24 protein-coding genes are annotated in these 21580 nt (G+C 69.9%); 13 read left to right on the plus strand and 11 right to left on the minus strand.

Annotation, left to right across the window (positions count from 1 at the left end; all coding sequences use genetic code 11):
- Positions 1-214: 214 nt before the first annotated feature.
- The 3 genes from FB384_RS07845 to FB384_RS07855 all read right to left on the minus strand — a co-directional run bounded on the left by FB384_RS07845 (position 215) and on the right by FB384_RS07855 (position 2268).
- Entirely contained in the window at positions 215-853 is a 639-nt protein-coding gene (locus FB384_RS07845) for an aminodeoxychorismate/anthranilate synthase component II (RefSeq protein WP_183780853.1), read from the minus strand.
- 343 nt (positions 854-1196) lie between these two features.
- Entirely contained in the window at positions 1197-1352 is a 156-nt protein-coding gene (locus tag FB384_RS07850; RefSeq protein WP_183780855.1) for a hypothetical protein, read from the minus strand.
- 1 nt (position 1353) lies between these two features.
- Positions 1354-2268: a class E sortase gene (locus tag FB384_RS07855; protein WP_183780857.1), complete on the minus strand. Its 915-nt coding sequence runs from the start codon at positions 2266-2268 to the stop codon at positions 1354-1356.
- Positions 2269-2469: 201 nt separating this feature from the next.
- On the opposite strand from FB384_RS07855, the gene crgA reads away from it, so the two are divergent.
- Together crgA and FB384_RS07865 are read left to right on the plus strand one after the other, a co-directional pair.
- Complete coding sequence (gene crgA, locus FB384_RS07860; RefSeq protein ID WP_183780859.1) at positions 2470-2736, plus strand: cell division protein CrgA; 267 nt, start codon at positions 2470-2472, stop codon at positions 2734-2736.
- A gap of 122 nt (positions 2737-2858) precedes the next feature.
- Complete coding sequence (locus FB384_RS07865; RefSeq protein ID WP_323985160.1) at positions 2859-3338, plus strand: PH domain-containing protein; 480 nt, start codon at positions 2859-2861, stop codon at positions 3336-3338.
- Positions 3339-3422: 84 nt separating this feature from the next.
- Here the strand turns inward: FB384_RS07865 and FB384_RS07870 are convergent, their stop codons facing one another.
- Positions 3423-4376: a rhomboid family intramembrane serine protease gene (locus FB384_RS07870; protein ID WP_183780865.1), complete on the minus strand. Its 954-nt coding sequence runs from the start codon at positions 4374-4376 to the stop codon at positions 3423-3425.
- A gap of 19 nt (positions 4377-4395) precedes the next feature.
- Positions 4396-4953, minus strand: a complete 558-nt coding sequence (locus FB384_RS07875) for a peptidylprolyl isomerase (RefSeq protein ID WP_183647358.1) — start codon at positions 4951-4953, stop codon at positions 4396-4398.
- An 89-nt stretch (positions 4954-5042) separates the two neighbouring features.
- On the opposite strand from FB384_RS07875, the gene FB384_RS07880 reads away from it, so the two are divergent.
- On the plus strand, positions 5043-5582 hold the full coding sequence (locus FB384_RS07880) for a hypothetical protein (RefSeq protein ID WP_183780868.1): 540 nt from the start codon (positions 5043-5045) through the stop codon (positions 5580-5582).
- A 179-nt stretch (positions 5583-5761) separates the two neighbouring features.
- On the opposite strand, the gene FB384_RS07885 is transcribed toward FB384_RS07880, so the two are convergent.
- Both FB384_RS07885 and FB384_RS07890 read right to left on the minus strand, forming a co-directional pair.
- The gene (locus tag FB384_RS07885) at positions 5762-6208 is read right to left on the minus strand and encodes a DUF6918 family protein (RefSeq protein WP_183780871.1); all 447 of its coding nucleotides are present in this window, start codon (positions 6206-6208) and stop codon (positions 5762-5764) included.
- 230 nt (positions 6209-6438) lie between these two features.
- Positions 6439-7017, minus strand: a complete 579-nt coding sequence (locus FB384_RS07890) for a DUF2020 domain-containing protein (RefSeq protein ID WP_183780874.1) — start codon at positions 7015-7017, stop codon at positions 6439-6441.
- A gap of 216 nt (positions 7018-7233) precedes the next feature.
- Here FB384_RS07890 and FB384_RS07895 point away from each other — a divergent pair, with 216 nt between their 5' ends.
- The 3 genes from FB384_RS07895 (at position 7234) to FB384_RS07905 (ending at position 9428) form a co-directional block, all read left to right on the plus strand.
- Positions 7234-8199, plus strand: coding sequence for an aminoglycoside adenylyltransferase domain-containing protein (locus FB384_RS07895; protein WP_221212670.1), 966 nt, complete (start codon positions 7234-7236; stop codon positions 8197-8199).
- Positions 8200-8436: 237 nt separating this feature from the next.
- Positions 8437-8673 carry a tRNA-binding protein gene (locus tag FB384_RS07900; protein ID WP_323985161.1) on the plus strand — a complete coding sequence of 79 codons (237 nt, stop codon included), beginning with the start codon at positions 8437-8439 and terminating at the stop codon, positions 8671-8673.
- Between the two features lie 176 nt (positions 8674-8849).
- Entirely contained in the window at positions 8850-9428 is a 579-nt protein-coding gene (locus FB384_RS07905; protein WP_183780877.1) for a TIGR03086 family metal-binding protein, read from the plus strand.
- A gap of 274 nt (positions 9429-9702) precedes the next feature.
- On the opposite strand, the gene FB384_RS07910 is transcribed toward FB384_RS07905, so the two are convergent.
- Positions 9703-10893 carry a sigma-54-dependent transcriptional regulator family protein gene (locus tag FB384_RS07910; protein ID WP_258936398.1) on the minus strand — a complete coding sequence of 397 codons (1191 nt, stop codon included), beginning with the start codon at positions 10891-10893 and terminating at the stop codon, positions 9703-9705.
- 140 nt (positions 10894-11033) lie between these two features.
- Here FB384_RS07910 and FB384_RS07915 point away from each other — a divergent pair, with 140 nt between their 5' ends.
- The 6 genes from FB384_RS07915 to FB384_RS07940 all read left to right on the plus strand — a co-directional run bounded on the left by FB384_RS07915 (position 11034) and on the right by FB384_RS07940 (position 17171).
- Positions 11034-12869, plus strand: a complete 1836-nt coding sequence (locus tag FB384_RS07915; RefSeq protein WP_183780880.1) for a flavin-containing monooxygenase — start codon at positions 11034-11036, stop codon at positions 12867-12869.
- 154 nt (positions 12870-13023) lie between these two features.
- A complete protein-coding gene (locus FB384_RS07920) occupies positions 13024-13527 on the plus strand; it encodes a hypothetical protein (protein ID WP_183780883.1) in 504 nt (167 codons plus the stop codon).
- A gap of 499 nt (positions 13528-14026) precedes the next feature.
- Entirely contained in the window at positions 14027-15001 is a 975-nt protein-coding gene (locus FB384_RS07925) for a DUF368 domain-containing protein (RefSeq protein WP_323985162.1), read from the plus strand.
- On the plus strand, positions 14998-15540 hold the full coding sequence (locus FB384_RS07930) for a 2'-5' RNA ligase family protein (RefSeq protein ID WP_183780889.1): 543 nt from the start codon (positions 14998-15000) through the stop codon (positions 15538-15540). Before FB384_RS07925 ends, FB384_RS07930 begins: the two co-directional genes overlap by 4 nt.
- A 5-nt stretch (positions 15541-15545) precedes the next feature.
- Positions 15546-16235 (plus strand): helix-turn-helix domain-containing protein, encoded by a 690-nt coding sequence (locus FB384_RS07935; RefSeq protein ID WP_221212671.1) that lies wholly within the window; start codon positions 15546-15548, stop codon positions 16233-16235.
- A gap of 54 nt (positions 16236-16289) precedes the next feature.
- Positions 16290-17171 (plus strand): hypothetical protein, encoded by an 882-nt coding sequence (locus FB384_RS07940; RefSeq protein ID WP_183780895.1) that lies wholly within the window; start codon positions 16290-16292, stop codon positions 17169-17171.
- 21 nt (positions 17172-17192) lie between these two features.
- Here the strand turns inward: FB384_RS07940 and FB384_RS07945 are convergent, their stop codons facing one another.
- From FB384_RS07945 to FB384_RS07955, 3 genes are read right to left on the minus strand one after another with little or no spacing between them, the layout of a single operon-like run.
- Positions 17193-17561, minus strand: coding sequence for a VOC family protein (locus FB384_RS07945; protein ID WP_183780898.1), 369 nt, complete (start codon positions 17559-17561; stop codon positions 17193-17195).
- A complete protein-coding gene (locus tag FB384_RS07950) occupies positions 17558-18019 on the minus strand; it encodes an SRPBCC domain-containing protein (RefSeq protein ID WP_183780901.1) in 462 nt (153 codons plus the stop codon). The genes FB384_RS07945 and FB384_RS07950 overlap by 4 nt, the downstream gene beginning before the upstream one ends.
- A gap of 5 nt (positions 18020-18024) precedes the next feature.
- A complete protein-coding gene (locus tag FB384_RS07955; protein ID WP_228725983.1) occupies positions 18025-18324 on the minus strand; it encodes an ArsR/SmtB family transcription factor in 300 nt (99 codons plus the stop codon).
- A gap of 529 nt (positions 18325-18853) precedes the next feature.
- Between FB384_RS07955 and rph the strand changes: the two genes are divergently transcribed.
- Positions 18854-21454 (plus strand): rifamycin-inactivating phosphotransferase, encoded by a 2601-nt coding sequence (rph, locus tag FB384_RS07960; protein ID WP_323985163.1) that lies wholly within the window; start codon positions 18854-18856, stop codon positions 21452-21454.
- Positions 21455-21580 lie beyond the last annotated feature (126 nt).

A 21580-nucleotide genomic window follows, 5' to 3' on the forward strand; every position in this document is an offset into this window, starting at 1 on the left:
GATTTCTCGGGTGGCCGGCCTCGTGAGGCCGGCTCACGTCCACTGGACTGCTTGTGGCTGGGACGGCTCGCGCTCAGCGGCGAACAACGGCGGAGCTCACCGCAGCAGCCGACCCGGCGAGCGACCGGCCGCGAACACGGTAGGCGGAGCGCGGCCCCGTGCACACCGCGGCGAGCTACGTGGCCACCCCGGCTCGGGCCTGACGCGACGAGTGTCAGGCGGCCGCCTGCTGCAGGGCGCGGGTGGCCTGTTCGAGGCTGTCGACGGTCGCGGGGGCGACCCGGTGGCCCGCGGCGGCCATCCAGTTGGCGAGCATGCGGTGGCCGCCCTGGGTGAGCACGGACTCGGGATGGAACTGCACGCCTTCGAGCGGCAGCTCCCGGTGGCGCATGCCCATGACGACGCCGGACTCGGTGCGGCCGGTGACCTCGAAGACGTCGGGAATCGTCTCGGGCAGCACGGTCAGCGAGTGGTAACGCGTGGCGGTGAACGGTTCGGGCAGGCCGGCGAGCACGCCCACGCCGCCGTGCTGCACCTGGCTGGTCTTGCCGTGCAGCAGCTCGGGCGCGCGGTCGACGGTGGCTCCCCAGGCGACGCCCAGGGCCTGGTGCCCGAGGCACACGCCGAGCATCGGCACGCCGTCGGCGGCGCACCGGTTGATCACGTCGATGCTGCGACCGGCACGCTCGGGCGTTCCGGGGCCCGGCGAGACGAGCACGCCGTCGAACTGCGGCACCGTGTCGGGGTCGACGACGTCGTTGCGCCACACCTCGGGCTCGGCGCCGAGCTGCGCCAGGTACTGCACGAGGTTGTAGACGAAGCTGTCGTAGTTGTCGACGACCAGTACACGCATAACCGCAGGATACCGGCTCCGTGTGGGATTTCGGGCGGGCGCCGGGCGAACTGGTTCGCCCGGCGCCCGCCGGTCACCCCGACTCGGCGTCGGTCAGATGGTCAGCCACTGGCTGGGGCCGATCGCGTCGATCACAGACCCGCGCCAGTGTCCGAATCGTGCGCATCTCCTACCCCTTTCGTTGTCAGCACATCCCGGCCGGGATGTGCTGAACCTGAACGATGAGGGGTAACCGCGCGCTGCTGGAACGAGTTATCCCGGCAGGCAAATCCGGGCCGAAGCCAGCCGCTCGCGAATCACTGCACGGCGACTTACTGCACCGAGATCTACTGCACGGAGACGACTACTGCACCGAGACGTCGTTGAACGGGAGCAGCGGTTCGACCCACGGGAACACGACGAGCATCAGCAGTGCCACGACGGCCGCCACGAGCACGATCGCCTCGACGACGCGCAGAGCCGCGGGCCCTGGCAGGTGGCGCCAGATCCAGCCGTACATGTCACGCCTCCCCGATCTCGGCCAGCAGGTCGTCGTAGCCGGTGCCTTCGGACTTCTTGTACTGGTTCGTCAGCACCCCGTGGATGATCATGCGTTCGGCGTCGGAGAACTGCGGATGGCAGGTGGTGAGCGTGAGCAGTGAGGCCTGCGACGCCTTCGGCAGCGGGTTGCGGGCCTTGTACGGCACGGGTGCGACGGCGTCGCCACGGTCCGGCAGCACGATCCGCCTGCCGAACGTCTCGTCGTAGGCATGCTGCTTGTCCTGCAGCGGGGCGACGTTCGCGCAGCGCTGCTGCCTACCCTTGCCGTCGGCCCAGCCGTCGACCTCGTCGCGCATGGGCAGCACCCGGTAGACGTAGAAGCTGTCGCCGGTTTCGATGACGACGGGGTCGCACGAGTTCAGCAGGTCGAGGTCGTTGAACGGGGCGCCCTTGCCGACGCGGTGACCCGCGATGCCGACGTTGCCGGGCTGGCCCGGCATCTCGGTGTTCTTGTAGTGCCCTGGGCCGATCTCCAGCGCATCGGGACCGACCCCTTCCTGCACGGTGAAGCTCCAGTCGACACCGAAGGTGGGGATGTACATGCGGGCGAACGCCTGGCCGTCGGCCGGGTCGACGTGGAGTTCCCGATCCCCCTGCGGCGCACTGCGCCATTCCTGCTCCAGCTGGGCGCTGGCCTCGTTCTGGAGCCTGCCGGACTTCCAGTTCGTGACGTACAGCTCGTACACCACGAACAGCAGCAGGACGAGACCGAGCGTGATGAGCACCTCGCCGAATCCTCGGACGGCGGTGCGCACCTTCCCGCCACGGGGCCGCGGCGGCGGCGCGGGCGGCCGGTCCGCGGCGCTGACCGCGGACGATTCCGCACCGGTTGCCGGAACCCTCGCGGCCGGGGGTTCCTCGTCGGACGTCGACAAGGGGGCTCCTCTCGCCCATGACTTTCGCCCGTGGTCGCGCGCGCCGGGACTTGACGCGCCGCGTCGCACGCCGCGGTGTGGCGCGCTGCTCACGGGCTTCTCAGTACTGCTTCGGACGCGTGGGCGCTTACGTTAACGTGTCTTAGTGGCGGTGGCCCAAGTCCGCCACGCGTTTCGATTCGCAGAGCACGAGGGACATCAATGCCCAAGTCCAAGGTCCGCAAGAAGACGGCGTACACCCCGCCGGCCGACCGGAAAACTCCGGTCAAGGTTGCAGCGGCCGGTCCGTCGCCGCTTCCCTACAAGATCGTCATGTTCGGGTTGATGCTGCTGGGGTTGGCCTGGCTGGTCGTCAACTATCTCGCGGGCGACAAGATCCCCTTCATGCTGGAGCTGGGCAACTGGAACTTCGCGATCGGGTTCGCCCTGATGATCAGTGGCCTGCTCATGACGATGAAATGGCGTTGAGCCGATCGGCGGATCGGCTCGGTGCCGCCGCAGGACACCGGATTACACCGGTGTGATTGATCCCCACTGTGGATTCCCCTGTGGATAACTCCACTCTCAGTTGGTCGACTCATCCTGGGCTGGTGGCGATCGGCTGGGTGCTCGCCGCGGGCGCGGCCGTCGGCGCGTTCGCCGCGTCGGGATCCGCCGACCGGCCGGGCATGCTGCTGTTCGGACTCGGTGCGGTGGCGATGGCATTGGCGGCCGCGTACGGCACGGTCGTCCGCCCCCGGTTGGCCGCCGACGCCGCCGGCCTGCGGATCCGCAGCCTCGGCGGAACCAGCCGACTGGCCTGGCGTGAGGTCCGCATCCGGCTGACGACGGTGCGCAGGTTGGGGCGCGAGGCGACGGCGCTCGAGATCGAACCCGTCGCCCCTACGCTTCCCGCCACCGACCCACTTTCCTCCGCGACCGGCGACGACGCCGAGCCGACAGGTGACGCGGGACTGATGGTGCTGGGCTGGCTGGAACTGGGCGTCGATCCGCGCGACGTGCACGACGACCTCACCGCCCTGCAGGCCCGTCACGCAGGTCCTGGCTCCGACCAGCCTGCCGGCGACTGACCGCACGCCGCGAGCGGGCCGATCCCGCACGGAGGAGGCCGAAGCAGCCGCCGGCCCGGTCGACCGCTGCGGGTGGCGGCCGCGTCAGACGGTCGTGCCCGCGCAGAGCGCCGGATAGGTGCGGCAGATGTCGGACGCGATCGTGGAATCGCGGTAGATGATCAGGCCGACGAACGCGGCGACGAGGAGCGCGACGACCGTGGCCTGGTAAGCGGTGCGGTCCTTCTTCGGGCCGTACAGCATCGCCACCATCACGAGCGCGCCCGCCACCAGGCCGCCGAGGTGGCCGAGCAGGGAGATGCCGGGGATGGTCACGGTCAGCACGAGGTTGATCGCGATGATGCCGATCGCGCCGCCGGGGTTGAGTTTCAGCCGCAGGACCGCGACGAGCAGGGCACCCATGAGGCCGTACACGGCACCGGACGCGCCGGCGGTTCCGACGTTCACATCGCCGAGTAGGAACACGGCCGTCGACCCGCCGAGCAGCGACACCAGGTACAGCGCGAGGAACCGGACCTTGCCGAGCAGCAGCTCGAGGTCCTTGCCGAGGATCCACAGCGCGAGCATGTTCATCGCGAGGTGGAGCAGGCCGTAGTGCAGGAATCCCGAGGCGACCAGCCGCAACCACTCGCCGTGGACGTGAATGCCCAGCGGCCACAGCGAACCACCGTTGAGCAGCGCCGAATCCTGGTTGTTCATCGGGTCGCCCGCCTGGGCGGCGGTGACGACGTAGACCAGCACGTTGACCGCGATCAGCAGCGGTGTGACGACGTTCTTCGACGACACGCGCGCCCCGGCGACCGTTCGGTCGCCGGGGCGGAGCGGCTGTGGTCGGCGCTGCTGGGCACGTGCGGCTTCGACGCAGTCGATGCACTGGTAGCCGACGGACGCTTCACGCAGGCAGTCCGGGCAGGCCGGACGGCCGCAGCGCACGCAGCTCAGACCCGTCGGCTTGCCAGGGTGCCACCAGCACCCGGGCTGGGCACCGCCGTCGGCCCTGGCCGGTTCCTGGTCGGGCGGGTACGGAGGCTGAGTCACTGCACGTGCCGGGGCGAGATCAGGAGCGTTCGATCTCGACCGACTCGATGACGATGTCCTCGAGCGGCTTGTCGGCCGGGCCGGTGGCGACGCGGCCGATCTCGTCGACGACGGCACGCGACGAGTCGTCGGCGACCTCACCGAAGATCGTGTGCTTGAAGTTCAGGTGCGGCGTGGGCGCGACCGTGATGAAGAACTGGCTGCCGTTGGTGCCCGGTCCGGCGTTCGCCATGGCCAGCAGGTACGGGCGGTTGAACTGGAGCTCCGGGTGGAACTCGTCGTCGAACTTGTACCCGGGGCCGCCGCGACCGGTGCCCGTCGGGTCACCGCCCTGCAGCATGAAGCCCTCGATCACACGGTGGAAGATGGCGCCGTCGTAGAACGGCCCGCTCTTCTCGCCCTTCGCGTTCGGCTGCGTGTACTCCTTCGTGCCCTCGGCGAGTCCGACGAAGTTGGCGACCGTCTTCGGGGCGTGATCAGGGAAGAGGTTGATGGCGATGTCGCCACGGTTGGTGTGCAGAGTGGCCTTGAACTTGGTACCGACCACGCTCTCGTTGCTCTCAGTCACACGAATCATCGTGCCATCCCGGGCATAATCCGGCGGTAAGGGGCAGGATGGCGGGTAGTGTGACACGCAGACAACCAACGAATAACGAGGTGGAGGCGATGACTCGAACCGCGGAGGCGGGTGAGTCCGTGAAGGACCGGCTGACCGAGGGCACCGACGAGGTCGTGAAGTCCTCGCGCCGCGCCCAGAAGAAGCTGGCCGCGCAGGCCAAGAAGGCCCGCAAAGAGGTCTCCAAGAGCGCAAAGAAGGCCAAGCAGGTCGCCGATGAGCGCCGTGACGGGCTGACCGAGCCGACCCGCAAGGCCAAGAAGGCCGCCGTGAAGGCCGCGAAGGCTGCGGGCGAGTCGAAGCGTCGCGCCAAGAAGGACTTCAAGGCCGCCAAGAAGGACTTCAAGGTGGCGATGAAGGAGGCCAAGGGGGCCGCCGCCGGCGCCGAGACCGGTGAGAAGAAGAAGCGCAAGAAGCTTCCGATTCTGCTGGGCATCGCCGTGATCGCCGGCGTGGCGTACGCGCTGCGGCCGAAGCCGGAGACCCCGGTGGCGCCGGCCCCGCCGCAGAGCACGGACAACCCGGAGACGGGCGGCGTGACAGGCAACAACGGCCAGACGAGCGCGACGCCGCAGCCGAAGAAGGCCTGAGGCACCCGCCGCGGGCGCCGAGCTGCCGGCTCCGCGAGCACGACTCGACCCAGCGGTCGGATGCGGCTCGGGCCACGCCGGCACGGTGTCGACGACGGGCACAGCTCGCCGACAAGCACAGCGAAAGGGCTACCTTCCCGCTCGGGAAGGTAGCCCTTTCGTGTGAAATCCCGCGGTGGTCAGCCCGCGTGCTTCTGGATGAGCGCGCCGAGCCGCGGCAGCGCCTCCACCACGTTGTCCTTGCCCTTCGGGCGCAGCTTCTCGTAGACCTTCTTGATGGAGTCGCGCGAGGACTTCTCGGCGCGGGCGTCGGTGACCGACAGCAGCGCGTCGGCGGCCTCGTCGCTGCGCGTGGGCAGGTAGGCGCCGAAGTCGCCGCCGCCGTTCGCCTTGAAGTCCGCGAAGATCGGCTCGAGGGCCGCGACGAAGTCGTCGAGCAGGCTGTCCACAGCGGAACCGATGATGCCCGGCTTGATCTTCTTGACTGCGCCGTAGCCGGTCTTGATGACCGTGCCGGACACGCCGCTCTTGTCGTCGACCTCCTGGTCGATGAGCGTGGTCAGGTCGGTGACGACGTCCGGACGACGGGTCGAGTCGAGCAGAGCTTCCTTGAGGGTGTCAGCCACGAGATCTTCCTTTGTCACTTCGAAATTCGGAGGGGGACCCGTGCAGAACCGAACGGTCGATCGTCACCTGAAAAGGCGAAGCGGCGATTCTTGATCAACGCTGAGTGGTCTGCACGTGTGGCGCAACCCTAGTACACCACTGTTTCCGTACTCACGTCGTGGCCCGTTCTGCGTCGTCAACCGGTCACTCTGCGCGAGGAGGCGGCGTCTTCGCCGGTCACGGGAGGTCGTCACAGGCCGAGAGTGGCGATGACGTCGGTGGCGACGGTCCTGGCCTTGACGCTCTGCGACTGGTTGGTCGTGACGACGACGGCCGTGCCCTGCTTCGACACGGCGTAGACGGCGCCGTCGTCGCCGGACAGGTAGCCACCGCTCCAGCCCGCGGGCTGCTCGGTCGGGTTCGACGTGTCGATGGGGGCGGCGCGGTTGACGATGCCCGTGGCGACGTCGGGCTCGCCGGTGAACACCTGCGTGGTCAGCTGGACCTCGCCGTCCGGCCGGTAGAAGAAGCACGTCGGATGCGGCTTCTCCGCGGAGGTTCGGACTTCGCTCACGCCCTGCCCGTTGGCGCGTTCCGCGTCGGCGGTGGGCAGATAGGGGCATGCGTCGACGACCCCGGCGGGCTGCGGTTCGGGCGGCAGTTGCGGTGCGGGCTCGGTGCGGGTGACGGTGCGGGTCGGCTGTCCCGTGGCGGTACCGTCGCCGCCGTCGCCGCCGGGTTCCGGGATGTCGCAGCCGGCGAGTGCGGCCGTCGCGGCTGCGAGGCCCGCCAAGCCGGCGCGGGTACCGAACGCGAAAGGTCGTCGCATGGCCACCGAGTCAACCAGAAGGCCGGACGCGCAGGTCGCGGAGGCCAGTGCACCCGAACGTGTCGGCCGGCCCGGATGACCGGGGCCGGGTGGGCCGGGCACGCTGGCGCCGGGCGGCAACACGGCACCGGAAGGGACCATGGGCGGGGTCGGCACGCGCCCGCCCCGCGCGCTCGATTTCCGCGCGAGGCGGGCGCACACCAGGAGGTAGGCGACATGACTGGCAAGGGCAGGGCAACGGCGGACGAGGGACTCGCACTGCGCGTGGCCGAGCTGCTCGACGGCGTGGTCGGCGACGACGTGATCGGCTGTTACCTGCACGGGTCGGCGGTACTGGGTGGTATGCGGCCCGCGAGCGATCTCGACGTGCTCGCGGTGACGCGGCGCAGTCTCGACGACGAGCGGCGGCGGGAGCTGACGCGCGGGCTGCTGGGGATGTCCGGCATCGGCGGTGGGTTGCGCCCCGTGGAGCTGATGGTGGCCGTCCGCCGCGACGTCGCACGCGATTCCCCTGCGCAGCACGACGCTGCAGAGCACGGCACGGCAGAGCACGGCACGGCAGAGCACGAGGCCGCGGAGGACGAGGCCGGAGAGAAGGAGGCCGCGCAGTCCGGCGCGGATGACGGCGGTGTGACGCGGAGTGGTTCGGATCGTCGGGATACCGCGTCGCGGCAGTTTCCGCCGGTGGTCGACTACCTCTACGGCGAGTGGCTCCGGGAGTGGTACGAGGCGGGTTACGTGCCGGGGCCGGAGCCGATGCCGGATCTGGTGTTGGCGGTGGCGTCGGCGCTGGCCGGCGACCGGACGTTGGTCGGGCCGCCGCCGGCCGAGGTGCTGGCGCCGGTGCCGCATGCCGACGTGATCCGCGCGAGCCTGGCGGGCCTCGACGAGGCGTTGTCCGGCGTCGACACCGATACGCGGAACGTGGTGCTGACCGTGGCGCGCGTGTGGGCGACGGTCGAAACGGGCGAGATCGTGCCGAAGGACGAGGCCGCGGCGTGGGCGGCGCAGCGGTTGCCCGAGGAATACCGGGCCGTCACCGAGCATGCGCGGGAGCTGTACCTCGGCAGCGAGTACGCCGACGAGGTGTGGCCCGCCCAGGTGCTGGCCCGGGTTCACGGCTGCGTGGAACGCATGGCCGCCGCGGCGCGTGCCGGCTCCGGTACTACACAGGACACCTGACAGCCACGGTCAGCGCGGGTCGACGACCGTGCGCGGGCGGTGCGGCCGTCGACGGGCCGGTGCTGGCCGAACGGAGGTGCCTGCCGGCGGGTCGAGCGGTGTCGGCGACGGTCGGCGACGGTCGGCAGAATTGGCGAATGGACGTCATCGAGTGGGCGGATTTCGAGAAGGTCGAACTGCGCGTCGCCAGCGATCGTCGAGGCCGCGCCGAACGATAAGGCGCGCAACCCGGCGTACGTGCTGAAGGTCGATCTGGGCGAACTCGGGGTGAGAAGGTCGAGCGCGCAGGTCACCGACCACTACGCCGCTGCGGATCTCGAGGGCAAGCGCGTGCTGTGCGTCTGCAACTTCGAGCCGAAACGCATCGCCCGCGTCAAGTCCGAAGTGCTGGTGACGGGAGCGCACGACGAGGAAGGCCGCGTCGTCTTCGCCAGCTTCGACCATCCGGTCCCCAACGGCACCAGCCTGATGTAGCCCGTCATCACGCAGGCGTGGGGACGTCGGTCGTCGGGGTCCTGAACGGCGAAAACTGTCGTGCCCGGACGGTAGCGTGAAGAATGGGGGTCCCCGGAGTGACACGAACGGTCCACTCGTGTCATCGGGGTCCGTGATCGAAGACTTCGCCCGTCGTGAACCAACTGGGGGTTTCAATGACGAACGCACCCGTGGACGACCTGGACACGACCCTGCGGGCGGTCGGTGACATCGTTGCCGGCATCCGCGACGACCAGTGGCAGGCCGCGACACCGTGCAGCTTGTGGTCGGTACGCGACGTGACGAACCACCTCGCCCTCGGCAACAAGCTGTTCGCCGGGCTGCTGGCCGGCAAACCCGGCTACCCGCTCGACCCCGACGACGCCGACGCACTCGGCGACGACCCCGCGGGCTCGTACCGCCGGCACGCCACCGACATCGTCACCGCCTTCCGCAGGCCGGGCGCGCTGGAACAGGTCATCGAGGCCCCCGTCGGCGCCATTCCCGGCATCGCCGCGGTACAGCTCCGGACCGTCGAGGACCTCGTGCACGGCTGGGATCTCGCCACCGCGACGAGTCAGCGCGTCGACTACCCCGACGACATCGTCGAACGTGCCCTCGCCTTCACCCGCGACCAGCTTGCGAGCATGGAAGCCAGTGAGGACGGGCCGTTCGCCCCGCCGCAGCCACATCCCGACGACGCGCCACCGATCGACCGCCTCGTCGCACTCCTGGGCCGCCGCCCACTCGGCTGAGCCCGCGCGAACCGCTCGCTAGTCAGCAGGCACGCCGGGTCCGCAACGGTCGGTCCGGACGACGACCGATACCGCACCGCGGCGGATTCTGGCGAAGAACCGGCACATCACGGCTGCCCCATGATCAAGGGAGGATTCGGTGCTCCCCGCCCGCCGGCCCGGTCACCATCCCTCAAGGACACGCTGACACGTGGCTGCGTTGAACGCCCCGAAGGTGCTCTTGGGGGCACTCCGGCGCCACTCCGGGGCGCTCCGGGGGGCACTCGGGCGCCACTCAGTACTCGCCCGTGACCGTCAGCTTCACCCCGTCGGCCAGGCGGTACGGCGCGGGCGCCACGAGGTCGCCGATCACCCGTCGCAGCCGTGACACCTCGGCGCGCGCCGTCACCGTGTGCCCGTCGTCGCCGAACAGGCCACGCCCGAGCGCGGCCGCATCCACGCCCTCCGGACCGGCGCGCGCGATCAACGCCAGCACCTGCGCCTGCCGCCTCGTCAGGCCCGCCGACCACGACCCGTCGTCACCGTGCACGCGCACCACCGGATCACCCGCCAGGTCCAGCTCGGCGACCATCGGCGCCCGGTCCCGGCGCGGCCGCAGCAGCCAGCCCTCACCGAGCCGTTCCGGGGTACACAGCCCGAGACCCGCGACCGCCATCGGCAGTCCCTCCCGCGGCACGGCCACCCGCGCACCGGCCGCGATCCCGGAACGCACCGCCACCCACCCCTCGTCGTCGACGACCAGCAGCGGCTCTCCCACCCCACCGAGCACGGGTTCTGCCGTGCGGCGCAGCCGTTCGAGGCGCTGTTCGTGCAACCGCCACAGTCCCGACTCGGCCAACCTCACCGACGTCTCCACGAGTGCACCGATCGCCGGATGCAACGTGAGCGCCGGGCCGCTGATGTCCACTACTCCGGCTAGCTCCCCCGTCACCGGCGAATGCACCGGCGCGGCGCAGCAGTACCACGGGTGCTGCGCGGACTCGAAGTGTTCCGCGGCCAGCAGCTGCACCGGCGCCGCCTCAACGAGTGCCGTGCCGACCGCGTTCGTGCCCACCGTCGCCTCGGTCCACCGCGCCCCCTCGGCGAACCCCAGGGCGTCGGCGTAGGCCCGCACCCGAGCGGAGCCGTCGCGCCACAGGATCACCCCGTCGGCATCGGTCACCACCACCAGGAACGGCGACGTCTCCGCGGCCCGGCCCAGCAGCTGCCGCAGCTCGCCGATCACCGGTTCCAGACCCGACCGGCGCCGCCGCAGCTCCAGTTCGGCCAACGGCACCACGGCACGCGGCGACCCTGACACGTTCAGGCCGAGATCCAGCATCCGCGACCACGACCGCTCCACCACCCCGCGCGGGCGGACCGGAGGGCGCGACCCGGCGAGCACGGCCTCGTGCACCCGCTGCATCACACGTGCGTGCTCGGACAGATCGGTCGGCAACCCCGGCAACGCCATCTCACCGGCCACGACAGCACCTCCCGACGACACCTCCCCGCCGGCCGCCGGCGCGTGCAACGCAGCGCAACGCTGGCCGATCGGCGACTCGGCGCGGACTGTGTATCCCACATCACACGATGAACCCCGTGGCCGCAAGGGAGGGCCCTTCAATGACGCAGACCCTCGGTTCTCCGCAGACCGACTCGCTGCCGAGCCCGCAGCGCAAGGCCGAGAACTGGCTGACCGGTTTCGCCGACGCGCTGGCCGCGCGCGACATCCCCCGCGCGGCCAGCATGTTCGCGGCGACCAGCTATTGGCGCGACCTCGTCGCGTTCACCTGGAACATCGCCACCACGGAGAACCCCGACGGGGTGGCGCAACGGCTCGACGCCGCCCTCGGCGAGGTTGACCCCGCGAACTTCGCTCTCGAAGAAACGCCGGAAGAGGCCGACGGTGTGATCACGGCGTGGTTCACCTTCGAGACCGCCGTCGGACGGGGACGTGGCCTCGCCCGTCTCGTGGAGGAGGACCACGAGACCAAGGCGTGGACGCTGCTGACCACGCTGTACGAACTCAAGGGCCACGAGGAGCCGCGCGGCACGCACCGGCCGATGGGCGCCGAACACGGCATCAACCCCGAGCGCAAGACGTGGGCCGAGAAGCGGGCCCAGGAGGAAGCCGAGCTCGGCACCACCGTCCAGCCCTACGTGCTCGTGATCGGCGGCGGTCAGGGCGGCATCGCGCTCGGCGCGCGACTGCGGCAACTCGACGTGCCCGCCCTGGTGATCGACAACCATCCACGGCCCGGCGACCAGTGGCGCGGCCGATACAAGTCGCTGTGCCTGCACGACCCGGTCTGGTACGACCACCTGCCCTACCTGAAGTTCCCGGACAACTGGCCGGTGTTCGCCCCTAAGGACAAGATCGCCGACTGGCTCGAGTCGTACGTCAAGATCATGGAGGTGCCGTACTGGGGGTCCACCACGGCCACCTCGGCGAACTACGACGCAGCCACGCAGGAGTGGACCGTCGAGGTCGAGCGCGACGGTGAGCGAATGACGCTGCACCCGAAACAGGTCGTGCTGGCCACCGGCATGTCCGGCAAACCGAACGTGCCGCAGCTGCCGGGCCAGGACGTCTTCCGCGGCGAGCAGCACCACTCCTCGCAGCACCCCGGACCGGACGCCTACACGGGCAAACGCGTCGTCGTGATCGGCAGCAACAACTCCGCGTTCGACATCTGCGGCGCGCTGTGGGAACACGGCGCCGACGTGACGATGGTGCAGCGCTCGTCGACACACATCGTCAAGAGCGAAAGCCTCATGGACATCGGCATGGGCGATCTGTACTCGGAACGGGCACTCGCCGCGGGCATGACCACCGAGAAGGCCGACATGATCTTCGCGTCGCTGCCGTACCGGATCATGCACCAGTTCCAGATCCCGCTGTACGAAAAGATGAAGGAACGGGACGCCGAGTTCTACGAGCGGCTCGAACGCGCCGGGTTCTGGCTCGACTTCGGCGAGGACGAGTCCGGCCTTTTCCTGAAGTACCTGCGGCGCGGCTCGGGCTACTACATCGACGTCGGCGCGGCGGACCTCGTCGCGGGCGGCGACGTCAAACTCGCCCACGGGCAGATCGAACGGCTCACCGAGGACTCCGTCGTACTAGCCGACGGCACGGAGCTGCCGGCCGACCTCGTCGTGTACGCCACGGGCTACGGGTCGATGAACGGCTGGGCCGCCGACCTGATGGGCCAGGAGATCGCCGACAAGGTCGGCAAGGTGTGGGGCCTCGGCTCGGACACCGCCAAGGACCCCGGCCCGTGGGAGGGCGAGGAGCGCAACATGTGGAAGCCCACGCGGCAGGAGGGGTTGTGGTTCCACGGCGGCAACCTGCACCAGTCCCGCCACTACTCGCTGTACCTGGCGTTGCAGCTCAAGGCGCGGCACGTCGGCATCCCGACGTCCGTTCACGAACTCGCCGAGGTGCACCACCTGAGCTGAGTACCTACCCGAGCTGAGGACCTCCGGTGGCCCCGGGACGAGGGGGCTCGGGGCCACCGGACGTGCCACCACGCACACCTTGCCTCCCGGGCAAGTCACCGGCCGGCCGGATGGTCGATGATGGAGGTGACAGCGGCGAGCTGAGGGAGTGAACGTGGTGGCGACCGAGCCGAACGAGCAGACCGACGACACCGGCGGCGTCGACGCCGAGCCCGCCGAGGTCGCCGCGGCCGGAACGGGGATCGACGCCGTCGAATCCGAATCACCCGACGAGCGCATCCGTCGCAAGGTGGGCCGCATCCGGTGGCTCACGTTCCTGAGCAGCACGCTGTCGGTACTGCTGGCCATGGCGGCCACGGTGCCGACGACCGACCGGGTGCTGTGGACGTTGCTGGTAGTCACGTCGCTGCAGTTCGCTTTCGTGGTGCCCGCGTCGCTGGTGCTGGCTGAGCCGAAGCGGTGGGCGCGCACCGTGCTACTCATCGCCACGCCGGTGAGCGCCGTGATGTGGGTCGTCGCGCTGACGCAGACCGCGTGGCTGCTGCTGCCGGGGAACATGCTGCTCGTACTCGCCTTCATCCCGCTGCGTGACGCCGAGGTCGCCGACTTCTTCCGCCGCGGCGACCGCACCCTCGCCGACATCCGCGCAGGCCGCTGACCCACCTGGACCCTGACCCACCTGGACCCTGACGCACCTGGACTCTGACCCATTGCCAGCGCACCGCGCAGAACACGCACGCGAGGGCGGCCGCGCGACAGCGCGCCATCGGGGTGGCTGAGCGACAGCGACGGGCGGACGCAGGACACGCGAGAGGGCGCAGGCGCACGTCAACGCGGCGAACACGGCGTTGGGACGGGCGTGATGCCGAGTGCAGAACACGCGGTGCCGAATGCAGAACACGCGGTGCTGAATGCAGGACACGCGAGAGGGCGCAGGCGCGCGCCAGTGCGGCGTTGCGGGGTGGCGGCCGGGCGACGGGCGGGCGCAGGACGCGCGGCGGCCCCGGCCCGTGTCCAGCCGTGTCCGCATGCCGGGTGAGGACCTCCGGCGGCCCGCAACTCGGCGCCTGCCAACATGGAAGCAACCGCAGGCACGGAGCCGGCCCCAGCACAGCGTCGGCCCCCGCGGAGGAGCCGGCCCTGACGAAGGAGAGAGCGTGACGACATCGCCGCAGCGCGCGGGTAAGGCCCCGGCGTGGACCAGCTACGGCATCGATGTGGTGCGCGGCGCGCTGATCGGCACCGCCGAGACCGTCCCCGGCGTCAGCGGCGGGACGGTCGCGCTCGTCACGAAGGTGTACGACACGGCGATCACCTCGGCGGGACACCTCATCTCCGGCGTGGCGCGCACGGTGACCGACCTGCCCCGCGGCAAGGGCATGGGCCGGGCGTCCGAGGAGTTCCGTTCGGTCGTCTGGCGGACGATCATCCCGCTGCTGGCAGGCATGTTCGCCGCGCTGCTGATCATGGCGAGCCTGATGGAGGTGTGGGTCGAGGAGCACCCGGTCCAGACGCGCGCCCTGTTCTTCGGCATGGTGCTCGCCTCGCTGTGGGTGCCGTACTCGATGTCGAAGACCGCACCGGCGAAGGACTCCTCCGGCGGCCATGCGCCGTGGACCTGGAAGGACGGGCTGGCGGCGCTGGTCACGGCCGTCGTCGTGTACGTCCTCGTCAGCCTGCCGCCCGGCGACCTCGAAGCCACGGCGCCGGTGATCATCCTGTCGGCGGCGGTGGCGATCTGCGCACTCGTGCTGCCCGGCCTGTCCGGGTCGTTCCTGCTGCTCACGATCGGCCTCTACCAGCCGACGCTCAGCGCGGTGAACGACCGCGACCTCGCCTACCTCGGCCTGTTCGCCCTCGGTGCCGTCATCGGCCTCGGGTCGATCGTCAAGGGGCTGCAGTGGCTGCTCGAACACCGCAAGCGCATCACGCTGGTCGTGCTGACCGGCCTCATGGCGGGCAGCCTCCGCGCACTGTGGCCGTGGCAGACCGAGGACCGCGGCCTGCTCGCCCCCGGCGACCACCTGGGCATGGCGATCACGCTGGGGCTCGTCGGTTTCGGCGTGGTCGTGGCCGTGATGGTGGTCGAGGCACGCATGACGCGTAAGCAGGAGACCTCCCCGGCGGCGTGACCCGCTCGCCCGGGCATTCGGTACTGGCCGTCCGTGTCGACCGGCTCGACGGCTACGTCCGCGCCCGCACCGCCCATTACGACGCGTCGTTCGTCTCGGCGGACCCGGCGTTCGGGCACGCCCACATCACGCTGCTCGCGCCGTGGCTGGCCGATCCCACACCGTCCGACCTCGACGTCGTCGCTCGCATCGCCGCGCAGACCCCCGGGTTCGACACGGTGCTCGGGCGGATCGAAACCTTCCCCGACGGGCTCATCCACCTGCGCTGCGACCCTGACCTGCCGCTGCGCACACTGACCCGCAGCCTGGCGGCCGCGTTCCCGCGGTGCCCGCCGTACGGCGGCCGGTTCGGCGAGGTGGTGCCACACGTGACGCTCGACCGCGTCGCCGACGGCATCACGCAGGAGACGGTCGCCGCCGAGTTGGCCGCCACGCTGCCGGTGGTTCTCCGTGTCGACCGGATCGACCTGCAGTGGTGGGAGAACGACAATTGTCACGTGCGCGAATCGTGGAAGCTGGGCGCCGACGACCGGAGGTGACCGGCGTGGGCTACACCGAACAACGTGCCGACGTCCCCGGTGCGGGCGCGTTCGGACGCGGCTGGGTCCTGTGGCGGAACGTCGCCGACGTCGACGGCCCGCAGCGGATCATGCCCGACGGAGCGCTGGACCTGATGGTCCACGAGGGCAGGTTCGTCGTCGCGGGTGCGGACCGGACGGCGGTCGACGTGGCCGGGACGGCAGGCGCCGTGACGTGGGGCCTGCGCCTGCCGCCCGGCGTCGCACCCGCACTGCTGGGCGTTCCGGCGGGTGAGCTCACCGGACTACGCGTCGATCTCGCCGACGTCACACGCGTGCCCGTCCACCGCCCCGACCGGCCGTGGCGGCTTCCCGGCGTCGCGGCGGCGTTGTGGCGGCAGGCAGCACCGGACCCGGCGGAGCTGCGCCTGGCCGCCTCGCTCGACCGGGCCGCGCGCACCGGCGCTGCGGCGCGGGAGGTGGCCGATGACCACGGCCTGTCGGAACGGTCGCTGCGGCGCAACGCGAACCGGTTCTTCGGCTACGGCATCAAGACCCTCACCTCGGTCCACCGCTTCCAGTGCGCGCTGCGGCTCGCCCGATCCGGAACTCCGCTCGGCGAGGCGGCGGCGCTGGCGGGCTATACCGATCAGGCGCATCTGACCCGCGAGGTCCGCAGGTTGAGCGGCGTCACGCCCGGCGCGCTGACGGCGTGAAACGTGGCCGTTTCGTACAAGCGACGGCCGCGTCGGCGTGCGACCGTCGACGACATGGGCAGCGAGCAGGCGCGCGCGTTCCTCGCCGCGCACGGACGGCAGCTGGACCGGCGGCGATTCGACGCGATCACGGGCACCGCCGACGGACACACGGTGCTGGCCGCGTTGGAGGCGTACCGCAACGACGACGGCGGATACGGCTGGGGAATCGAGCCCGACCTGCGCGCACGCGAAAGCCAGCCCGCGGGTGCACTGCACGCGCTGGAGGCGATGGTCGACGCCGAACCGGCGAGGACACCGCGGGCCGCCCCGCTGCTGGACTGGCTCACGTCGGTGACGCTCCCCGACGGCGGGCTGCCGTTCGCGTTGCCGATCGCCGACACGACGGGCTGTGCACCGTTCTGGGCGCAGGCCGAGCCGCGGGAATCGTCGTTGCAGATCACGGCGGCGGTCGCGGCGCAGGCGCACCGGCTCGCGGCGTTCGACCCCGACGTGGCCGGCCACCCGTGGCTCGCGCGCGCCACCGAGTACTGCTTCGCCGAGATCCGCAACCTCGACGAGCGGCCGTTCGCGTACGTGCTGTCGTTCGCGTTGATGCTGGCGGACGCGGCCAGCGACACACACCCCGAGGCGCTGAGGCTCCTCGACCACCTGGCGACGTTCGTCCCCACCGACGGCGCCGTGCCGGTCGAGGGCGGCGCCGAGGGCGAGACGCTGCACCTGCTGGACTTCGCACCCGAACCGGGACGGCCGGTGCGGAAGCTCGTCAGCGAGGCCGCCGTCGAGTCCGATCTCGACCGGGTCGAGAGCGAACGGCGAGCCGACGGCGGATGGGCCGTCGATTTCGACAGCTATTCGCCCGCGGCGGCGCTGGAATGGCGCGGCTACACGACCGTCGGCAACGTCGCGATCCTCCACCGCAACGGCCGACTGTGAGTGGAGGACATGGCAGGGCGGTCAGTAGCGCACTCGGAAGTGTCCGATCAGCGTGACCACGTTGCCGTCGGGGTCACCCAGGGAACTCAACCGGACACCCTTGTTGACGTCACTGATCGCACCGAAGTGCAGGCCCCGCATCGCCAACTCGTCGATCGCGGCCGGCAGGTCGGACACCGCAAGGTTGAGCAGTCCATTCCCGGCACGGTCGGCATCGACCGTGACCTGGACCCATCCGCCTTGTGCAACGTGCCATTCGGCCAGTGAGGTCATCGGGGTGTTGTCGGGGCGGCGTCCGAACAGTTCGCCGTACCAAGCGATGGCGGCGTCGATGTCGCCGACCGGAACGACGGCCAGCACGTGCTCGACTCGGAAGGTGGCGGCATTCATGGCTCGGTCACCTCCACACCCAGCTCAGTAGCCAGGGCAGTCAGCTGATCAGCGGTACCTCGCTCGCGCCACGTCGGCTGCTCCTGTCCTGGCAGGTACATGCCGTGTTCGGTGAGCAGAATGCGGGTTGCTTCGGCACCGTCGGCAGCTGCGGACCGGAACTCCACGGTCGTCGCCGACACCGTGGACAACGCGTCGCCCGCCGTCAACGTCGAGGTGTAGATGATGCGTTCGTTCTGCACGATGTCGTGATAGCGGGCTTCGAAAGCCAACTCTTCCCCGTTTTCGGCGCTGCCGCGAACACATTCCGTGCCACCGACGGCGAAATGCTGCTCGTGCTCGGCTCCCTGCGCGAACCAGCGCCGCCGCGCCTCGGGCCGTGCCCAGGCCGAGAACACCGCCGACACGGGCGCCGCATACGTCCGTTCCATCGTGAAGGTCGCGTGCGTGACTTCCATGCTGATCACTCCTGTAGGTATTCGTCGAGTTGATCGAGTTGCCGCTCCCAATGCGTTCGCTGTCGGCCGAGCCACTGTTCAGCCGTGCGCAACATGTCCGGTTCGATCTGGCAGGTTCGCACTCGGCCAACCTTCTCGGTCCGGATCAACCCCGCCTTCTCCAGCACCCGAAGGTGCTGCATCACCGCGGGTAGCGACATGGCCAGCGGCTCTGCCAGCGACGACACCGCCGCCGGCCCCCGGACGAGGCGTTCGACGATCGCCCGGCGGGTCACGTCCGCGAGCGCGTGGAACACCTCGTCCAACACCGCAGATTGGTTAAGCATGTTCTTAACCATCACACGCCGACACGGCAAAGGTCAAGCAGGTGCTTAAGTGAATTCGCCCGACACGAGCTCAGGCCGACCCGTGGACTTCGCCGGCTACTCACCCGCCGCAGCACTCGAATGGCGCCGTCACACGACGGTGGACAACACCGCACGATCCTGCTGCGCCCCAGTCGTCGCCGAGTACAGCCGTCGCCGAGCACAGCCGCGCCGAGCACAGCCGCTGTGAGGGCCGTTGAGGTCAGTACGGTCAGCGGTGAGAAGAATCCCTGGTGAGCAGTCGCGTCAGGAAGAAGAGTCGTCGAGCAACCGATCCTCGATGATCCGCACAATCCGCCTGGTGACCAAGAGCCTCCCACTGACGACCAGGGGCTTCCCAAAAAAGAACGACAAGGAGTCACATCTCCCTGTCGTGCCTAATTTATAACACACCCTCCCTCTTGCGGCAAGACCCGGTATCGGGCGCACAATTCTCCGGTCGAAACAGATCCGATTTTCAGGGGGAATTGTGGAAATACGCGACGTCGTACTGGGCTTCGAGGAGGTCGGCCTGGACGACGCCGGACTCGTCGGGGGAAAGGGAGCCCAGCTGGGGCAGCTGTCACGGATCGAGGGGGTCGACGTTCCCGCCGGATTCTGCGTGACCACCGATGCTTTCCGTACGGTTCTGGCGGCCGTACCGTCACTCGACGAGCGACTCGACCGGCTCGCTCGGCTCACACCGGACGATCGGGATTCGATTCGCGCCTTGAGCGCCGAGATCCGTGACGCCGTCGAAACCGCGGCCGTTCCGAGCGATATCGCCGACGCCATCACGTCCCGGCTCGACGACGGCGTCGCCTACGCCGTCCGCTCGAGCGCCACGGCCGAGGACCTGCCGACCGCCTCGTTCGCCGGCCAGCAGGACACGTATCTGAACGTCGCGGGCGGTGCCGCGGTGCTCGACCACGTCCGCAACTGCTGGGCCTCGTTGTTCACCGAGCGAGCCGTGACCTACCGGTTGCGGGGCGGTGTCGACGACCGCCGGGTCGCGATGGCCGTGGTCGTACAGCAGATGGTCGCGCCCGAGGTGTCGGGGATCGCGTTCACCGCCGATCCCGTCACGTCGGACCGGACGGTCACGGTGGTGGAGGCGTGTTTCGGTCTGGGCGAGACGATCGCCGGTGGCACGGCCGACGCCGACTCGTGCACGATACGCGCCGGTGAGGTCGTCGACCGGTCGATCGCCGCGAAAACGGTGGCCGTACGCGCCGCGCCGGGCGGCGGGACCGTCCAGGAGGAGATCCCGCCGCAGCAGCGCGACCGGCAGGCACTCACCGACGCACAGGCCCTGCGGCTCGAACGGCTGAGCAGGCGGATCGAGGAGCACTTCGGCCGGCCGCAGGACATCGAGTGGTGCCTCGCGGACGACCGGTTCCTGATCGTCCAAAGTCGACCGATCACGACGCTGTTCCCGATTCCCGAGACCGCTGACGACGGGAACCACGTGTACGTGTCCGTCGGGCACCAGCAGATGATGACCGACGCGATGAAACCGCTCGGGCTGTCGGTGTGGCTGTTGACGACGCCCGCTCCGATGGTCCACGCGGGGGGCCGGCTGTTCGTCGACGTCACCGAGCGGCTGGCCTCGCCCGCCACGCGAGACGGCCTGGTCGACGCACTGGGCAGTTCCGACCCGCTGATCGGCAACGCGCTGCGAACCGTGCTCGACCGCGACGGCTTCCTTCCCCCACCGCCCGATACGGCGCAGCGACCCGCCGGTGCCGGGCCGTCGATGACGGGTTCGGTGGACATCGATCCCGACCCGGCGATCGTGGCGAAGCTGATCGCGCGCAACGAGGAGTCGTTCGCCGAGGCACGACCCCGGATCCTCACCGCGTCCGGACCGGAGCTGTTCGACGTGATCCTGGAGGACCTGGACGAACTCAGGCGGACCATGTTCGATCCGCAGAACCATCAGGCGATCACGGCCGTCATGGAGGCGACGGCCTGGCTGGGCGACCGCCTGGACGCATGGCTGGGTGAAAAGGGGATCACGGACACGCTGACGCAGTCCGCACCGAACAACGTGACCTCGGAGATGGGGTTGGCACTGCTGGAGGTCGCGGACATGATCCGGCCGCATCCCGAGGCGGTCGCCGTGCTGCGCGAGGCCACCGGCGACGAGTTCCTGCACGAGCTGCCGAAGGTGCCGGGCGGCCGGGAGGCGCGGGACGCCATCGAGTCCTACCTGGACACCTACGGGATGCGCTGCGTCGGCGAGATCGACATCACCACGCCACGGTGGAGCGAACGGCCCTCGGCGCTGGTTCCGGTGATCCTCGGCAACATCGCCGGTTTCGACCCCGGTGAGGCACAGCGGCGGTTCGAACACGGCCGCCGGGACGCGGAACGGACGAAGCAGGACGTGCTCGACCGACTCCGGACCCTCCCGGACGGCGAGCACAAGGCCGCGGAGACCGAGCGGACGATCGACGTGCTCCGCAGCTTCATCGGCTATCGCGAGTATCCGAAGTACGGCATGGTCCGCCGCTACTTCGCGTACAAGCAGGCGTTGCTGGCCGAGGCCGACCGCCTCGTGTCCGGCGGGGTGCTGCCCGACCGGGAGGACGTCTTCTTCCTGACGTTCGAGGAGTTCCGCGACGTGGTCCGCACGCGGCACGCGGACCACGCGTTGATCCCCCGGCGCAAGGCGGAGTTCGACGAGTACCGGACGCTGACGCCGCCGCGGGTGCTCACCTCGAACGGCGAGGCCGTCGCCGGGTCGTATCGGCGCGAGGACGTGCCGGACGGTGCGCTGGCCGGGCTGCCGGTGTCGACGGGGACGATCGAGGGGCGAGCCCGCGTCGTGCTGGACATGGCGGAGGCCGATCTGCGGCAGGGAGACATCCTCGTCACCACGTACACCGATCCCAGCTGGTCACCGCTGTTCGTCTCGGCCGCGGGTCTGGTGACGGAGGTCGGCGGCCAGATGACACACGGCGCCGTCATCGCCCGCGAGTACGGGCTGCCCGCAGTCGTGGGCGTCGAGCACGCGACACAGGTCATCCCCGACGGCAGGCGCATCCGCGTCGACGGCACGCGCGGCTCGGTCGAGCTCCTCGACTAGAACAGCCGCGGGCCGCAGAAGCCACCGTGCCCACCGGTAGTCCGTTGTGGACTTTCTGATGTCCCACGGGTGGGTGGGCACGGTGGCGACGCCGTCCTCGTTCGGGATGTGGACCGGGGCGTATCC

The organism is Prauserella sediminis (assembly GCF_014195435.1).
Lineage (GTDB): Bacteria > Actinomycetota > Actinomycetes > Mycobacteriales > Pseudonocardiaceae > Prauserella > Prauserella salsuginis.

Bases quoted from the DNA above. Each gene is read 5' to 3' on its own strand.
- FB384_RS07845 (WP_183780853.1), bottom strand. From the start codon at position 853: ATGCGTGTACTGGTCGTCGACAACTACGACAGCTTCGTCTACAACCTC.
- FB384_RS07850 (WP_183780855.1), bottom strand. From the start codon at position 1,352: ATGTACGGCTGGATCTGGCGCCACCTGCCAGGGCCCGCGGCTCTGCGC.
- crgA (WP_183780859.1), top strand. From the start codon at position 2,470: ATGCCCAAGTCCAAGGTCCGCAAGAAGACGGCGTACACCCCGCCGGCC.
- FB384_RS07875 (WP_183647358.1), bottom strand. From the start codon at position 4,953: ATGATTCGTGTGACTGAGAGCAACGAGAGCGTGGTCGGTACCAAGTTC.
- FB384_RS07880 (WP_183780868.1), top strand. From the start codon at position 5,043: ATGACTCGAACCGCGGAGGCGGGTGAGTCCGTGAAGGACCGGCTGACC.
- FB384_RS07890 (WP_183780874.1), bottom strand. From the start codon at position 7,017: ATGCGACGACCTTTCGCGTTCGGTACCCGCGCCGGCTTGGCGGGCCTC.
- FB384_RS07895 (WP_221212670.1), top strand. From the start codon at position 7,234: ATGACTGGCAAGGGCAGGGCAACGGCGGACGAGGGACTCGCACTGCGC.
- FB384_RS07905 (WP_183780877.1), top strand. From the start codon at position 8,850: ATGACGAACGCACCCGTGGACGACCTGGACACGACCCTGCGGGCGGTC.
- FB384_RS07915 (WP_183780880.1), top strand. From the start codon at position 11,034: ATGACGCAGACCCTCGGTTCTCCGCAGACCGACTCGCTGCCGAGCCCG.
- FB384_RS07940 (WP_183780895.1), top strand. From the start codon at position 16,290: ATGGGCAGCGAGCAGGCGCGCGCGTTCCTCGCCGCGCACGGACGGCAG.
- FB384_RS07945 (WP_183780898.1), bottom strand. From the start codon at position 17,561: ATGAATGCCGCCACCTTCCGAGTCGAGCACGTGCTGGCCGTCGTTCCG.
- FB384_RS07950 (WP_183780901.1), bottom strand. From the start codon at position 18,019: ATGGAAGTCACGCACGCGACCTTCACGATGGAACGGACGTATGCGGCG.